Source organism: Vibrio sp. Sgm 5, assembly GCF_026241575.1.
Taxonomy (GTDB): Bacteria; Pseudomonadota; Gammaproteobacteria; order Enterobacterales; family Vibrionaceae; genus Vibrio; species Vibrio jasicida.
The window spans coordinates 105,202-120,511 of the sequence record NZ_JAPHPY010000013.1 but is presented as its reverse complement, the minus strand read 5'-3'; the positions used below and the strand labels follow the sequence as shown (position 1 = coordinate 120,511).

The window sequence follows — 15,310 nt, the reverse complement described above, 5'->3', positions numbered from 1 at the left end:
GCTTAAAACCAGAGAAGCCATCACTCAACATCACCAATGCTGAAAAGTCTGGGCTGATGGCGATGGCTTAAACCGATATCAGGTTAAGTATAACTACTCGCAAAGGAATCAAATCGATCAAAAAAGCCGCTGAATTCAGCGGCTTTTGACTAGGGCAAATGCGTGTTGATTACGCTAGCTTCAAATCAAATTGATTACGGTACGTAACCATGTCTTCGATAGTGAGTACTGGCATGTTGTGTAAACGACCAAACGCGACGATCTCTGGTGCTTTTGCCATAGTGCCATCTGGGTTTGTCACCTCACATAGCACGCCTGCAGGCTGCAAACTGGCCATTTGCATCAGATCGATAGTGCCTTCTGTGTGGCCACGACGAGTCATTACGCCACCAGGACGAGCACGTAGAGGGAATACATGACCAGGACGAGCTAAGTCATCTGGTTTTGCATTTGGGTTTGCTGCTGTTTTGATGGTTGTTACACGGTCAGCGGCAGAAACGCCAGTTGTTACGCCTTGCTTCGCTTCAATAGAAACCGTGAAAGCCGTTTGGTTTGCGCTGTTGTTGTTCACAACCATTGGTGGCAGTTCCAATTTGTCTGCTTGAGCGTCTGTCAGGCATAGGCACACAATGCCGCTGCATTCGCGGATCATCAGAGCCATTTGCTCATTAGTCAGGTGCTCTACGGAATAAATGATGTCGCCTTCGTTTTCACGATCTTCATCGTCAAGAAGAAGCACGCCACGGCCTTCTTTCAATGCGATAAGTGCGTTTTCAACGCGAGTAATTGGGTCGCCAAATTCGGCAAGTAGTGATGACTGATTCATGGTTAACTCCTAAATATCACCAGAATCAGGGCGGTATGAGGGATCGTCACATTTTATGTATGCACTGAGCCACCGACTGTAAGACGGCACAACCCGCGCAATAAAAAATGCGATCCAAAAAGAAGTGCACCAGTGTTCATCAACACAGAACGTTGAGGAAACCGCTGATGTTTTCTTATTCTCTTTCATCCGGACTATAACCGTCGGCTCTGGCATCTCACCAGATCTGCTGACCTCGACGAATCGAGCGCTCGCGGGCTCACTCAAAAGAGTATACCGCCGGTGGGGAATTTCGCCCCGCCCTGAGAACATTGAATCCAACCAATATGGTTAGAAGTAAAAACTCCGACACTCAAATGAGTGGTCGGAGTAGAGATAGTACTGCGAACGCCTTGGCTTGAAAAGTAGATTGCAACTACTTGATGGAAAAGTGCGCTATCTGCTGAAGTGATCAGTTTTGATAAAGTGATCAATCTGCGCAGGTACATAGGTGTTGTAGATAAGACTAGTGTGAGTCTGTTTCGTCTCTATATGATCTTGCATGCCTTCTAAACGTGTTTCATCTACGGTCACTGTGCCATCAGACATTGTGTTGTCTTTGTGCATGAGAATCGGCCTTGCGCCAATGCCCATTGTGCCTGCGATGCTGCCGAGTTTTTGTGGGAAAGTCCAAACATCTTCGTGCTTGTTAAGGCCGTGATACGGTGAGTTACCAAGCATCGCACCGAATCCCAAATCTTGAATGCGAGTGACGATAGATGCGCCTTTCAGTGGCGAGCCAATTGCGATAACGTGGGACACCAGACTTGTCGATGGCTTTCTGTTTGCGAGGTATCGTTTAATCATCAAACCACCTAGGCTATGACCCACCAACACATTTACAGTGAGTGGGTTGAGCGCCTTGTCGATCGAATCAAACAGCGATTCTTCGTTAATTGAAACCGTGTTGTAACTCAACACTTGGGTCTCGTAGCCCAGTTTTCTCAGCTTTTGGCTAAGAGGCTGCATGACCAGCCCATGCATATAAAGACCATGTAAGATGATGATTTTCATAATACCTCCTAGATTTATGATGTTGATTTTATCCTACTAAATTCTCCATGAGACTACTGTCAGCGAATTAGCAAATCTTGCACTTCTTTTTGTAACAAATGACGATCTAACGTGGTTGGTTGCAATAGCTCACCAATATTGACTTCGATACGAGACCAGAAGCGACTAGGGCGCTTCGTTAACGCGTGTCCATTTTTGTGGCTGAAGAAAGAACCCCATAAGCCTTTTAGCGCCATCGGAATCACAGGTACAGGTGTACGCTTTAAAATCTTCTCAACACCCGGTCGGAACTCGCCCAGTTCGCCATTTGAGGTCAAGCGACCTTCAGGGAAGATACAAACTACTTCATCGTTATTAAGCGCCTGTTCAATCTGTTCGAAAGCTCTTTTGTAAGTCTCTGCGCATTTGCGTGGCGAGCAGATTGGGATAACGCCGGCATGACGAAAAACATATTTAAGAACAGGCAGTTCACTGATTGACTTGTCCATCACAAATCGAACTGGGCGGGTTGATGTACCCATTAGAATCAAAGCGTCCACATAGCTCACATGGTTTACCACAATCAGGGCTGCGCCTTGTTCTGGGATATGCTGACGACCGGTTACCGAAACTCGGTACAGACAGTGGCTTAGCAAGTAGCTAATAAAGCGCTGAGTAAACTCAGGTACTTGACGGTAAACGTAGATAGCCACGATGAAGTTACCGACGGCCAAAATGGCAAATAACTCAACAATAGAGAACTCTAAAACACTTAATACCAAGATTGAAACAGCAGCGGAAGCGACCATAAACAGTGCGTTCATGATGTTGTTTGCTGCAATAGATTGAGCGCATTCGTCTTCTTCTGAGAGCGATTGGATAAACGCATAAAGGGGAACAATAAACACGCCTCCGCTCACACCAACTAAGAATAAGTCGATCATTACTCTAATATGCGAAGGCTGAGCAACAAAGCTTTGTACATCGTAATAGTGACTTGGGAAAGATTCGATTGCAGGTACTGCCCATAGTAGGTCGGCACTGAAAATCGTTAAGCCCAAAATACCAAATGGCAGAATACCCAGTTCAACTTGATTGAAAGACAGCTTTTCACATAACCATGAGCCTGTCGCGATACCAACTGAGAAAAGAGCCAACAACAGAGAAACCACAGTGCTGTCTGCAAATAGGTGTTCACGAGCAAAATTGGGGAATTGAGTCAGATAAGTCGCACCCATGAACCAGAACCAACTGATCGCTAGAATTGACATCCAAATACCGCGTTGTTTTTGTGCCAGTTTGAGTGTTTTCTTCAAACCAGTAATAGGTTCGAATTTTACTTTGTCATTTTTCTTACTTGGCAGAGAAGGGATGTTTGCGCTGCTTAAAAAGCCCAGTAGTGACAGCGTAATCACAATGCAAGAGGCGATAAGCATACCATTTGGAATCGCAAGCAACAGACCTGCGCTTAATGTACCAATCAGGATAGAAAGGAAAGTCCCCATCTCAACCCAAGCATTGCCTTTCACTAGCTCATCAGATTTTAGCGCTTGAGGAAGTAGAGCGTACTTCACAGGGCCGAAGTAAGCCGATTGAGTACCAATCATGAAGAGTAGAACCAGCATTAGAATGGCACTCTGCGTCATGATAGCCGTCGCTGCGCAACTCATGATCACTAATTCAATAAGTTTTAAGCGGCGGATTAACTTGGCTTTGTCCATGTTGTCGGCAATCGCACCAGCGTGGGCTGAAAACAGAAAGAAGGGAAGAATAAATAAGCCAGCCGCAAGGTTAACAAAGAGGTCGACCGACATCGGTAGTGAGTCAATTTGGCTGTAGGTTACCATCAACAAGAGAACATTCTTGTAGATATTGTCGTTCAGTGCACCAAGGCACTGAGTCACGAAATAGGGGAAGAATCGTTTAGTGAGAAACATGCTGGCTCCGTAATTGCAAAATCGCGTTGAGATGGGAGCACTTTAAAGGCTTGGCTTTGGGAAGCCAGTGTGAAGAAAAGAGTTACGTTATGAGAAACCAAAAGTAACACTTTGCGATACTTTTGGTTTCATGATTTTGTGATATCGCACTGGTTGGTGCTTTCATACGTTACGAGATGAGCTTAGTGTCGAAACCAGACGCTGAGCATTCTCAATGTGACAAACAGAATAAAACCAGAGAGTCCAATAAAGCCTAATGTCACCAAATAAAAGAACAGACGCACCAAGCGAGCTTTCATTCGTTTGAAAAAACCGAGGCTTGGCGTAAGTTCAGGAACATGTTGAAAGCTCGAGCTCATCACCCAAGCGGCAAGCGCCCACAATGCCGTTACGCCACTCGGAATAAGATAAGACTCCTTAACCATATCAGAAAGTTGCAAGAGCGTGGCAATGAACACCGCAAAACCACCAAAGGCAATGAGTATGAATAAAGGGAGAATAGGTCTTGCCTTGAACGATAGGCTTTTGAGTTTATCGAGCATCAGGAAGTCCCTATTTGCGTTCCCAAGGGTTAAACAACGGGAATGTCCAACGACGCATTGCAATCACCAGAGAGGTACCGTGCTTCTCGTTCATACCCAGTGAATCGTCGCTCTGACAGATCTGATAAAACTCATCAATGACCTTTTGTAGCTTTTGCTGCATCTTTTTGTTGGTTGGCAAGCTCATTAAGCCCGTTGCCATCACTAGCTTTTCATCTTCAGCAGAGAAATAGCTCTGGAAGAAAGCTTCTTGAACTTGTTGCTGGAAGAAACGCTGAATAGGGCCACCTGTGTGCCACTTGAAAGTCGGGGAGATACGCAGACGAATCTTGTTACCTGGCAGCAAGTCGATGATATTGAGACGGTCGAGTTGGGCGAGCTTTTGTATCAGCTCTAACTCATCAAAGGTGTATTGCTCGATGATTTGTTCGAAGTGATAACCATTGACCACACAAACCGCAACCAACAATAAGCCTTTATCTTCAACCAGCTGTTTTTCTTGTTCTAGCGTGAGCGATTCCAACCCTTTGTTGTGTGCTGCTGTCAGTTTAAATAGCTCTGCCATTTCTAACCCAATCAGCTGACAGATACGCTCCAAGCGGTCGAGGCTGATTTGGCTGCCTTCTGCCAATAAGCGTTTTACCGAGCCCTCGCTCAGTTCCAAGTGCTGCGCGACATCGACATAGTGCAAGCCAGATTGCTTAAGTTGGCGTTTGAGCTCTTTAATTAGGTCGTGACTTTCCGACATATTAACCTTCTACTTCTTGACGCAACTGCTCTAGGTAAGACTGCATAAACGCTTTACGCTTCAAACCTTCTTCATATGCTGCTTTGGTGTTCATCGTCTCGACAATTTTAAACAATTTGGTTTGGAAATGATCGATGGTGAATCGTTTATCTTCCAATTCTCGATGCTCTGCAAACATGTCCTGTTCGTTATATAAGGCAGCATCAAATAACGTGCTCACTTGAATACAGCGTGTCACACCAATTGCGCCAAGCGCGTCTAAGCGGTCTGCGTCTTGGACGATCTGAGCTTCCAAAGTATTAGGTGTAATGTTGGCGCTAAAGCTGTGAGATTCGATCGCGTGGGCGATAGCGTCATGGTATTGAGCAGGGTAGTCGATGCTTTCTAGAAACGAAATCGCTTTGGTCGCCGCAATCGTTGAGCTTTGTTTGCGGTTCGGGTGATCTTTTGGATAAGTGAAGCAATCATGCAGATACGCAGCAGGCAATACAACGGCTAAATCCGCGCCTTCTTTGTCTGCAAGCTGACGGGCGGTTTTGACTACGCGTTGTACGTGACTGAGGTCGTGAGCGGCATCAGTTTGCATCTCTTGCTGCATAAACTGTAGGAACTGAGGCTCAAATTGGCTGAGCTCTGCTAGGTTGAGTTGAGACATGGATTTCTTCTAAAAAATAAAGGCTTAGACAGAGTATGCCTAAGCCTTTATTAAATTGCCAAATGAGACGTTGTTATTGAGATGTTGCGAAGAAAGCCTGGTTGTTTTATAGGGTGCGAGTGAATCGGAACGTTTGTACTTTTTGTTCTGCTCCGTCGATGTAAGCGTAGCTATCGATGGTCCAAACGTTTGGACCTGCAAAACCTAGCTCGACACGCACATCACCCGTCGGAATACCTTGGTAAATGACGTCGTTAATGTTCATCGGGTAGAAGTTGTAGCGATGGTTTTTTGATTGTTGTTCACCAGCAAAAGCAACCGATACATCTTTTGCTTCATTAGTCAGCGTCAGTTGGTAGCCTGCTTGTGGATCGAACGTGAACGCGGCATTAAGGTCAACGCCTTGCGAATTGGTCACCTTAACATTTGCTTCTGTTGTTTTTGCTAGCGAGCCGTGTGCAGATAGACCTTCTAAACCTTTAAAGTCACGATTGTGGTTCTGGATATTTACGTTCCAATCACCCACAAAGTTATCGATCTCTTGCCACTGCTGCGGGGCATTGGTTGCTGCCGTGTTTTGGCCACCGTTAATACCACTAATCGCGTCATTGCGGCTGTCGTGGCGAATGTTGTCACGGTTATTGTGAATATCCGCGCCAGCACCTGCGACACCACCGGCTACACCACCCGCAACTGCGCCTTTCACGGCAAGCTCAGCATCCCCCGTCAAAGCGCCCATCGTCAGACCTAAAAGTGCACCACCTGCAGCGCCTTGTTTTGTTAATGCGTTTGGATCATCTTCTCCCGGAGTCACGCATCCTGCAAGTAGGGGAAGAGATAGCGCCGCGACCAATGTAGTTTTGTTGAAAATGTTCATGTATTTCACTCCGAGATGTTTGGTTCGAAGCTATTATTGAACGCTGTTTGATTAGGAATCCACTTATCTCGCTGATAACCGACAGTTATCACGCAAAAGTTTTGTTTACTATAAGGCTCAAGATTTTTCTGTTTGGCTCGATTTGAGGGAGGTAAAGAAAAGGGTCAACATTGCTGCTGACCCTAGGTTTTATTTTATTCTTTATTTTATAAGCACTAATTTTGACGTTGTTAGTGTTAAATCTGTGTTTGGGCGATTTATGGTTTTTTAGTATAAAGCTCAATCAACTCCCTAACTCTAGTGTTTGTTACGAAGGAGTGCAAATATTTATTACGCAAATTGTCTATATTCTGAAATTTAATTTGAATACAGTTCACAAAATTCCACATTCAAAAACACATTCAAACCATGAAGTGTCTCAAGTTTGAGCCCACCATAATTAGGATCTATCTTTCATGATCCAGATCAGTATTGATATCTCTTTAGAGGGATAGCATTCACGCGAAAATTGATAATTATAAATTGAGTCCGAGATATGCAGGATTTATATGAGCTAGAACGTAAGTTGGTGGAATACGGCGCAGATATGAAAGGCTTAAAGGTTGTACCTGCCATTGTTGATGAAGATGGCAAGGTTGTTTATTTAGGGAATACGCCTTCGTTGCTAAGGAATGTCATTAGTTGCCGTAGACACCTAACACAGCGCGTGAAGAAATAAAAAAAGGGTCTGATTCAATCAGACCCTTTTTTTGTTTAAAAGCTCAGTGATTAGCGTTTGTAAGTCACTTGCTCTTGCTCACCAAGGTGAATGTGTGTTGTCGCAGGCTGTGTTTCTGCAATCACTTTACCGTGACGAACAGAGTAACGAACTGGCACCTGACGACGTACTGCGTCAAAACCATTTTCTGCAGGAAGAATTAGTAAACTACCTGGCTTACCTGTTTCAATGCCGTGCTTGTCTTGAATGTTCAGTGTACGTGCTGAATTTGTGCTGATCAGATCCAGTGAGTTGTTGATTTGGTCGTAACCCATCACCTGACACACGTGCAGACCCATATGCAGCACTTGTAGCATGTTTGCAGTGCCTAGTGGGTACCAAGGATCGAAGACATCATCGTGACCAAAACAAACGTTGATGTTTGCATTCAGCATTTCTTTCACACGAGTCACACCACGACGTTTCGGGTAATCATCGAAGCGGCCTTGAAGGTGGATGTTCACCAATGGGTTTGCAACGAAGTTGATGCCAGACATGCGTAGCAGACGGAACAGGCGAGAGGCGTAAGCACCGTTGTAAGAGCCCATAGCCGTTGTATGGCTTGCGGTTACCTTGTGGCCCATGTTGAACTTGTGCGCTAGCGCAGCAAGCGTTTCAACAAAGCGTGATTGCTCGTCATCGATCTCATCACAGTGTACGTCGATCAAACGGTCGTATTTCTGTGCCAGTTCGAAAACGTAGTGTAGAGATTCAATACCGTACTCACGAGTGAATTCAAAGTGAGGAATCGCACCAATAACGTCAGCACCCAACTGAACCGCTTCTTCTAACAGTTCTTTGCCGTTCGGGTAAGACAAAATACCTTCTTGCGGAAACGCAACGATTTGAATGTCTACCCACTCTTTCATTTCTTCACGAACTTCTACCATCGCTTTTAGGGCAATTAGGGTAGGGTCAGAAACGTCAACGTGAGTACGAACGTGCTGTACGCCGTTTGCAATTTGCCACTTAAGCGTTTGCTTCGCGCGTGATTTCACATCTTCAATCGACAACATCTCTTTGCGCTCAGCCCAACGCTCAATGCCTTCGAAAAGCGTACCTGAAATGTTCCAGCTTGGCTCACCTGCTGTTTGCGTTGTGTCTAGGTGAATGTGAGGCTCACAGAATGGAGCGACAGCCATGCCGCCCTCTGCATCAAGCACTTCACCTGTGTAATTTAGCTCTACATTATTGTCTTCAATACGCTTGAATTGACCATCCTCAATCAAAATTTGCTGGAGACCTTCCTGTCCCTTTAGCGTTGCGTTCTTGATCAATAGTGTTGTCATGATGGTTCCTTACGCTGGCTGCTGTGCCAGTGTCTTTTTATTAAGAATAGGATTTAGAATCAGGTAGCTGATTGTGCCGCCTAGTACCGCATTCACAGGCACGATACCCGGAAGGAAGTGACCTGCTGCAACACCAATCGCCACAGCGATAATGCCAGCCCAGTTAACCGTTTGGAACTCTGCTGCTGCGAAATTTGTGTAACGTTTACGGTTCATGAAGAAATCCGCAATGATTACGCCACCAATTGGTGGAATTGCAACCGATAGGAAGGTTAACCAGCCTACAAAGTTATTGTACAACCATAGTGCACACAATGTACCTACTAAACCGTTCGCCATTGAGATGTATTTACTTGGCAAACCAGTGATGTTGGAGAAGCCCAGGCCTGAGGCGTAAAGCGCGTTGTCGTTAGTTGTCCAGATGTTCAGGCCAAGTACGATGATGGCTGGGATAAGAAGGCCTTGTGCAATCATTACTTCCGAAATGTCTGATTGACCCGTTACCGCTGCACCAGCTGCGCCAAAGATGAACATCAGTGAGTTACCGATAAAGAACGCCACCATGGTGACCATCACTGCGCCTTTTGGCTTTTTGCCGAATCGAACGAAGTCTGCGGTTAACGTACCCGCACTGACAAATGAGCCTACGACCATAGCAAGAGCGACAGAGAAATCGATTGGCTGCGAAGGTTGTACTTTTTGAAGTTCTGCTACGCCACCAACGCTATTTACTGCTTCCACTACCGAGTAACCGCCTAGTAGGGCAATTGCTGGTACTGCAATCGCCGATAACACCATAAGTGCAGAGATACCAAAGTAAACCGTTGCGGTCATGAGTAGACCAGAAATGATGATAAGCGTGTTTGTATCGATGCCTGTTGCCTTGTTCACTGGAATCGCAAACATCGCTACGCCAACACCAAACCAACCAACTTGTGTACCGCCAAGAAGTGCGGAAGGAAGCCAAGAGCCTTTAGAGCCAAAAGAGAAACGAGCAAGGAGGTGAGTAGAGAGACCAGTAGAAGCGCCGATGTAACCGAGGAAGGAAGTGTAAATACCGAGGATGAGGTTACCGATGAGAACAGCGAGGAAGAAATCGTCAAAAGAAAGGCCAGTACCGAGCGAACCGCCCGTCCACATACTTGCGGAGAAGAAAGTGAGTCCCAACATAACCATGGTTAATGAAGCAACGCCCTTTCTGGCACTGTTAGGAACTGGTCCTAGACTGTAGTTATTGTCTGCAGCCATTTTTACCTCCGCAAAGAAAATTAAAACTAATTATCGATCCCAATTTCTGGGCAAACGGCGCGTATTATCGTGATGTAAATCTCATAGTCAATGAGTTTTTTGTCATTTAAACGTTTACTTTACGCTTTAATGATTTTAATTCCTTTATAAACATGAGGTTATAATTTATTTATGGAATGAAAAAATTCCAGTTTCTACAATCTACGGTGGGTAAATATGTAATGAAATCGGTATCATTTGGTTTGTGGTGGTATTTAAGTTGATTTTGTATGTTTGCTTATGAATGTATGAAATGTTGGTTTTTTGGCATCAAAAGCAACCGTTTTCTTTTAGTGGGTGTTCTACTTTGTCCATAAATCAAACTTAAATTATGGAAGCTGAATGTAATTATGATGCCTTAGCGTTCAAATGTTGCTGAGTTGATTGTTTTAAGTGGTTTTTGTTTGTATTTTCCTTCATGTAATCGGTTGTATTTTTTTGTTGGTTACGCGTTGGTCAATAGTGGAATGGTGAAATAGCGATTTTCTGATACAAAAGAAGATAGAAAGTAATGGAAACGAACTGGGTTGATGAGCATTTATGCCCGCCTAGAAAGTATTTTCTATGAGAGATAGTTGAGTTCTGAAAGGCTGGAGCGGAAGTGAAGGTGAATGTACAAAGTACAGATAAAAAAATAGCCAACCGCAAAGAGTGCGATTGGCTTATATACTTGTGAACAAGTTGAGTTCACTAACAACGTCAGTTGGCTAGGTGACCCTCGGCTTAAGAAGGGTCATCCATACTAATGCAGTTAGTGTGCCAACTTTATAACCGCCTAAAAATCGCGGTTTCTGTGACATAGGTTGCCTAAAATCCCTCACTTATTGCAAAATGCAATTTCGTTTTGCAATTTGTAATTATAATGCTAATGATGAATTAATTAACTAGAGCAATCGTTTTTACAACATTACTAGGCTTGCTGTTCCTAAAAAAGCGAAGAAGCCGACTACATCTGTCACGGTAGTCAAAATGACGGAACCAGCTAAAGCAGGATCAAGTTTCAATTTATCAAGTACGATAGGGATCAAAACACCAAATAGGGCTGCTGTTATGATATTTACGATGATAGCTAATGCGATGGTGCCGCCCAGTACGGTTGATTGAAACCATAAACCCGCCAGCCCACCGATGATCAGCGCCCAAAGTAAGCCGTTCAAAGAACCAATACCAAGCTCGTTTTTCAAGAGTGCAAAACGGTTACCCGGAGTGATCTGGTTTAACGCCATAGCGCGAATCATAAGAGTAAGTGTCTGACTGCCCGCGATACCACCCATAGAGGCAACGATTGGCATGAGAACGGCGAGAGCAACCACTTGTGAAATAACGTCTTCAAACAACCCGATAGTGACAGAGGCTAAAATAGCGGTTAGCAAGTTGATGCCCAGCCAAACCCCACGCTTTTGAGAGCTTTTTAATACCGGAGCAAATAAGTCATCGCCTTCATCCATACCCGTACCAGCCATTAAACGCGCTTCGTATATTTCACGCTGCGTGCTTAATGCAAATTGCCAATCCACTTCACCGATTAAGGTTTGGTCGGTATCCGTTACTGGCAACGCTGGCAGGGGGCTATGCTCCAACGCTTCTACGGCCTCAGACAATTCCATTTTACTGTCGAGTACTGTGACGGTTTCTATCGCTAAGGTTTTAAGGCGAACGTCTTCCTCACTACGCAAGATTTCATAGTAGTTCACCGCGCCACGAAACTGTTTCTTACGGTTGATGAGATACACCTGCTGCGGTGTGTCGTAACTGTAACGCTCCATTAGGCGTCGAGCTTTGCCAACCGTGATATTAAAAGGGAGAGTGATGATCTTACGCTCAGCCCAGCGGCCAAGTTCTTCGTCTTCGTATTCGTTGGCTTGATCGTAGAGGTCGAGTTCATCTTTCTCAATCAACTCTAACGCTTCATTGATAAACTCTTCAGGCAGAGAATCCGCCCATTCGATCAGAGATAAGTTATCTAGCTTGGCTAAGGTAAGCTTTAGCTCAACTTCAGAAAGTGCTTCGATGATCGAAAGACGTACTTCTGCACGCATTTCTGTTAGTACATCGATGTGCAACTCCATAGGTAATGCGCGCCACAATCTCACACGATCATCGATCGGAAAGGCTTCGAGAATCAGCGCAACCGCACCGGGTTCGAGGCCGCATTCGATAGAATCATTGAGAGCGGTGATTTGCTCCGCTTCTTCTGCTTGGACAATTTGTTCAATTAGAGTGGAAAGGTCTTGAAACTTACTCAACGAGCACCCCGACAGTCAGATTATTCTTATAGGCAGCGGATCAAGGTACTCGAAAGTAGCAGAAAAACAATAGCCTATTCGTCAATAATCTGTAGGTAAGGTGAGACCAGTTGGCGAATGTTTACTTTTGCGCCAATACGAGCGGCGAGCAAGTACATACCACCGATTTTTCTGTGCAGGAATAGTGCATCCGCTGGTGGGGTGTGCCAGTACTCTTGCTCCATGCTTAGAATGGTGCCGGCTTCTCGGAGTTTCTGAGCTAGGCCACTGGCTTTGAAGTCGTAAGGTTCATCAACCAACATGGGTTCACACGCCATTTTAACTAAGTCGAGAATTGCTTGGCGCTGTGCTGGCAGGATGGTTTGGCTGAAGAAGCCAATCTGTTCAAGCGCGTCATTCAAGCCTTGTTCGTCATTATTCACGACAGATGCAAAGGCTTGGCGGTAGCCAGTACTGAACCGTTCGCTGTATTCGCGAGTCGCCCCAAAGTCTAGCAAGCCGATTTGACGAGTGTTTTCGATATATAAGTAGTTAGCAAAGTTTGGGTCGGTTTGTACCATCTTGAATTCGAACAGTTCTCTGAACAGTAATTCGAGTAGGCTATGCATGACAAAATCTCGCGTGCTCTGATCATAATGTTCAATTTGCTCAATCGGGCTACCATCAATGAATTCCATCGCGAGAACGGAATCGGAGCAACTTTCAGTATGGATCTTTGGCACAACAAAATGAGGGTGCTCTTTCAAAGCGTCATGATAACGAATGGCAAATTGCGCTTCTCGTGCGTAATCGGCTTCATCATGCAGTTGCTTTTTCGCTTCTTCGAGCAGTCCTTTGTAGTCGACGGACTCCGGAATCAACCCAACGACTTTGAGTAGTGTGCCGACATTATCGACGTCGCTATCGATACTTTTTCTTATGCCCGGATATTGCACTTTGACGGCTAGATTATCACCTGCATCGCTATAAGCCTGATGCACTTGTCCTATTGAGGCGCTGGCAATAGGCTTAAAGTTAAAGGAGAGGAACTCGGCTTTCCAGTTAGCACCAAGCGAACCTTCCATGACGCCGTTCAGTTGCTTTGCTGGCATTGGGTCTGCGTTGGAGCGAAGACGGGAGAGAATATCGGCGAGTTCAGGTTCTAAAACATCACCAGCATCCATTGACAGCATTTGACCGAGCTTCATTGCAGCACCACGTAAGTGCGCTAGTTGGTCGGTTAAGCGCGCGATGTTCTGCGGCGTCAGCAATAGGTCTTTCGCTTTTGGTTTGTTGCCTTTGGCGATCTGCTTCGTGCCTTCTGCAATCACATTGCCTGCGACACGGGTAGCAAGTGAAGCGAACTTGCTGAATCTTGAGATGCGATGGGTGGGTAGGCTTCTTTCCTTTGCCGACATGAATCTTCTCCGTTGTTTACTAACCAATTGTTATACGGGAAAAGTACGTGCTTGGATACAAATGAAAAGAAAACCGCCAGCGGAACTGGCGGTTTGTGAGTTTAGATAGAGTAGAAGAAGTACAGTTGAGACTTCATTCGGATGATGATCCCGCGGATCACATCTAAGAAGGCCATGAAGCCTATCGGTTTTTCACCGCTGACCCATGCGAGGCCAACAGAGCCCACAGGGATGTCGTAGCCTTCTGACTCATCAATCTTAAGACGAACAAAGTGGTGTTTGTTCTGCAAGTTTTTACCAGTTGTCACGCGAACAGAGTCATCGAAACCCATTAAGTTACCTTGTGATTCACCTGTTGCCTCAACAATACCTTCAACGGTTGCTGAGAAGATCTTACCTGGATAAACCGAAGAGGAGAATTCCGCAGGTTGACCCGGTTTGACGTTACGAATCGCTTGGTGATTTACTCGCATCAGTACGTACTTCTCGTTGGTGTACATATTGATACGTGGCATCGCCGATACACGCTGACCCTCACGGAGGATAAAGTTTGTCACAAAGCCATCGCTTGGTGCGTGCACTTTGGTGCTGTTTAAGTCCCATTGTGCTTTTGCAATTTGCTCATTGGCTTGGCGTAATTCTGCTTGCTTAGTCTCAACCGCTAACTCCGCTTTATGAATCGCCAACTTTGCACGTGAGATATCGACTTGTTTCTTCTTTATTTGAGATTCAAGCGTCAACACGTTATGGCGAGCCATATCGACAGTGCTCGATTGTTTATCAATGTCGCTTTCCGTGATGGTGTTTTGCACCACTCGGTTTTGCTCAACATAACGATCGAGCATCTTTTTCTGCAATTTGTGGTCAACTTTCGCTGCTTCCAACTGACTCTTTGATGTTTCTAAATCTTGAACAAGCGCTTCATGGTTCGCTTCTTCTATGGCGATGTCACCTTTCGCTGTTGCCAGAGCCACTTTGGCAGAGTCCGCCGATACACGTGCTTGATTCAGTGCGATTTCATATTGCGTTGGGTCGAGTTCGTAAATGAGCTGACCTTTCTCAACTTGTTGATTTGGCTTGATGTATATGTGGTCAACTTTGCCCTTCACGTTAGTTGAATCTGGGCGCAATTGAACATGAGGAGATTGCACCACTGAACCGCCGGACAAATCCATCGGAGTGAAGTTAATCAAGCCCACCCATACGAACATCAGCCAACCCAAACCGCCAAGGTAAGCGAACGATTTGGTCGCTTTGTTCCAAGGCATACCGACTAAACGGAGCAGATAGATGAAGAGTGCCCATACCGCTAAACCTTCTAACATTATGCCTCCTCTTGTGGCTGTGTTTCTGTTTGCGGTTTACTTTTCCATGTATCACGCAGATTGATGATGGCTTTTTCCATATCAACGAATGCAAAGATCACGGCTAGCACCCATACCCAGTGCCAGACAAATCCTATCCAGGTGAGGGCAGTGATAAGCCCTATCTGATGATGGTCCTTGCTGTGCGCCTTATTAATAGGCAACTCATGGATTTTCCAAAAGCCGTAACACGCGCCTGCAACACTCGCGATTAAAACGACGGCAGCGACAACATGTAACGCAGTATCTGCGCCTGTTCCGACAAATGGGACACTCAGTAAACTCATTAAACACTCCTCTATCAAACTGTTGGCTTATTTTGAGCAGGAATTGAAATGGATGAGTCTTTGTGA

14 protein-coding genes and 1 riboswitch are annotated in these 15,310 nt (G+C 45.3%); of the genes, 1 reads left to right on the top strand and 13 read right to left on the bottom strand.

Annotated features, from left to right (window positions below):
• Nucleotides 1–169: 169 nt before the first annotated feature.
• The 7 genes from ribB to OQJ86_RS09915 form a co-directional block, all read right to left on the bottom strand.
• Entirely contained in the window at nucleotides 170–826 is a 657-nt protein-coding gene (gene ribB, locus OQJ86_RS09945; protein WP_045404650.1) for a 3,4-dihydroxy-2-butanone-4-phosphate synthase, read from the bottom strand.
• A gap of 173 nt (nucleotides 827–999) precedes the next feature.
• A riboswitch (FMN riboswitch) is annotated at nucleotides 1,000–1,140 on the bottom strand.
• Between the two features lie 121 nt (nucleotides 1,141–1,261).
• Nucleotides 1,262–1,879, bottom strand: a complete 618-nt coding sequence (locus OQJ86_RS09940) for a cob(I)alamin adenolsyltransferase/cobinamide ATP-dependent adenolsyltransferase (RefSeq protein ID WP_045423696.1) — start codon at nucleotides 1,877–1,879, stop codon at nucleotides 1,262–1,264.
• A gap of 59 nt (nucleotides 1,880–1,938) precedes the next feature.
• On the bottom strand, nucleotides 1,939–3,795 hold the full coding sequence (locus OQJ86_RS09935) for an MFS transporter (protein WP_265987613.1): 1,857 nt from the start codon (nucleotides 3,793–3,795) through the stop codon (nucleotides 1,939–1,941).
• Between the two features lie 182 nt (nucleotides 3,796–3,977).
• On the bottom strand, nucleotides 3,978–4,337 hold the full coding sequence (locus OQJ86_RS09930; protein ID WP_265987612.1) for a hypothetical protein: 360 nt from the start codon (nucleotides 4,335–4,337) through the stop codon (nucleotides 3,978–3,980).
• Between the two features lie 10 nt (nucleotides 4,338–4,347).
• The gene (locus OQJ86_RS09925) at nucleotides 4,348–5,085 is read right to left on the bottom strand and encodes a helix-turn-helix domain-containing protein (protein ID WP_265987610.1); all 738 of its coding nucleotides are present in this window, start codon (nucleotides 5,083–5,085) and stop codon (nucleotides 4,348–4,350) included.
• Nucleotide 5,086: 1 nt separating this feature from the next.
• Nucleotides 5,087–5,740 carry an HD domain-containing protein gene (locus OQJ86_RS09920; protein WP_104037147.1) on the bottom strand — a complete coding sequence of 218 codons (654 nt, stop codon included), beginning with the start codon at nucleotides 5,738–5,740 and terminating at the stop codon, nucleotides 5,087–5,089.
• A gap of 106 nt (nucleotides 5,741–5,846) precedes the next feature.
• Nucleotides 5,847–6,617 carry a hypothetical protein gene (locus tag OQJ86_RS09915; protein WP_104037148.1) on the bottom strand — a complete coding sequence of 257 codons (771 nt, stop codon included), beginning with the start codon at nucleotides 6,615–6,617 and terminating at the stop codon, nucleotides 5,847–5,849.
• Between the two features lie 535 nt (nucleotides 6,618–7,152).
• Between OQJ86_RS09915 and OQJ86_RS09910 the strand changes: the two genes are divergently transcribed.
• A complete protein-coding gene (locus tag OQJ86_RS09910; protein ID WP_009704791.1) occupies nucleotides 7,153–7,335 on the top strand; it encodes a hypothetical protein in 183 nt (60 codons plus the stop codon).
• A 50-nt stretch (nucleotides 7,336–7,385) separates the two neighbouring features.
• Here the strand turns inward: OQJ86_RS09910 and OQJ86_RS09905 are convergent, their stop codons facing one another.
• The 6 genes from OQJ86_RS09905 to OQJ86_RS09880 all read right to left on the bottom strand — a co-directional run bounded on the left by OQJ86_RS09905 (nucleotide 7,386) and on the right by OQJ86_RS09880 (nucleotide 15,244).
• Entirely contained in the window at nucleotides 7,386–8,663 is a 1,278-nt protein-coding gene (locus tag OQJ86_RS09905; protein WP_038877668.1) for a cytosine deaminase, read from the bottom strand.
• A gap of 9 nt (nucleotides 8,664–8,672) precedes the next feature.
• Nucleotides 8,673–9,911, bottom strand: coding sequence for a cytosine permease (gene codB / locus OQJ86_RS09900; protein ID WP_038867329.1), 1,239 nt, complete (start codon nucleotides 9,909–9,911; stop codon nucleotides 8,673–8,675).
• Nucleotides 9,912–10,849: 938 nt separating this feature from the next.
• The gene (locus tag OQJ86_RS09895) at nucleotides 10,850–12,196 is read right to left on the bottom strand and encodes a magnesium transporter (RefSeq protein ID WP_038867331.1); all 1,347 of its coding nucleotides are present in this window, start codon (nucleotides 12,194–12,196) and stop codon (nucleotides 10,850–10,852) included.
• A gap of 74 nt (nucleotides 12,197–12,270) precedes the next feature.
• Nucleotides 12,271–13,593, bottom strand: coding sequence for an ABC1 kinase family protein (locus tag OQJ86_RS09890; RefSeq protein WP_045423681.1), 1,323 nt, complete (start codon nucleotides 13,591–13,593; stop codon nucleotides 12,271–12,273).
• Between the two features lie 101 nt (nucleotides 13,594–13,694).
• Nucleotides 13,695–14,918 carry an HlyD family secretion protein gene (locus OQJ86_RS09885; RefSeq protein ID WP_104037150.1) on the bottom strand — a complete coding sequence of 408 codons (1,224 nt, stop codon included), beginning with the start codon at nucleotides 14,916–14,918 and terminating at the stop codon, nucleotides 13,695–13,697.
• Nucleotides 14,918–15,244 (bottom strand): MFS transporter, encoded by a 327-nt coding sequence (locus OQJ86_RS09880; protein WP_005433326.1) that lies wholly within the window; start codon nucleotides 15,242–15,244, stop codon nucleotides 14,918–14,920. The genes OQJ86_RS09885 and OQJ86_RS09880 overlap by 1 nt, the downstream gene beginning before the upstream one ends.
• Between the last annotated feature and the right edge of the window lie 66 nt (nucleotides 15,245–15,310).

Bases quoted from the DNA above. Each gene is read 5' to 3' on its own strand.
- ribB (WP_045404650.1), bottom strand. From the start codon at position 826: ATGAATCAGTCATCACTACTTGCCGAATTTGGCGACCCAATTACTCGC.
- OQJ86_RS09940 (WP_045423696.1), bottom strand. From the start codon at position 1,879: ATGAAAATCATCATCTTACATGGTCTTTATATGCATGGGCTGGTCATG.
- OQJ86_RS09935 (WP_265987613.1), bottom strand. From the start codon at position 3,795: ATGTTTCTCACTAAACGATTCTTCCCCTATTTCGTGACTCAGTGCCTT.
- OQJ86_RS09930 (WP_265987612.1), bottom strand. From the start codon at position 4,337: ATGCTCGATAAACTCAAAAGCCTATCGTTCAAGGCAAGACCTATTCTC.
- OQJ86_RS09925 (WP_265987610.1), bottom strand. From the start codon at position 5,085: ATGTCGGAAAGTCACGACCTAATTAAAGAGCTCAAACGCCAACTTAAG.
- OQJ86_RS09920 (WP_104037147.1), bottom strand. From the start codon at position 5,740: ATGTCTCAACTCAACCTAGCAGAGCTCAGCCAATTTGAGCCTCAGTTC.
- OQJ86_RS09915 (WP_104037148.1), bottom strand. From the start codon at position 6,617: ATGAACATTTTCAACAAAACTACATTGGTCGCGGCGCTATCTCTTCCC.
- OQJ86_RS09910 (WP_009704791.1), top strand. From the start codon at position 7,153: ATGCAGGATTTATATGAGCTAGAACGTAAGTTGGTGGAATACGGCGCA.
- OQJ86_RS09905 (WP_038877668.1), bottom strand. From the start codon at position 8,663: ATGACAACACTATTGATCAAGAACGCAACGCTAAAGGGACAGGAAGGT.
- codB (WP_038867329.1), bottom strand. From the start codon at position 9,911: ATGGCTGCAGACAATAACTACAGTCTAGGACCAGTTCCTAACAGTGCC.
- OQJ86_RS09890 (WP_045423681.1), bottom strand. From the start codon at position 13,593: ATGTCGGCAAAGGAAAGAAGCCTACCCACCCATCGCATCTCAAGATTC.
- OQJ86_RS09885 (WP_104037150.1), bottom strand. From the start codon at position 14,918: ATGTTAGAAGGTTTAGCGGTATGGGCACTCTTCATCTATCTGCTCCGT.
- OQJ86_RS09880 (WP_005433326.1), bottom strand. From the start codon at position 15,244: ATGAGTTTACTGAGTGTCCCATTTGTCGGAACAGGCGCAGATACTGCG.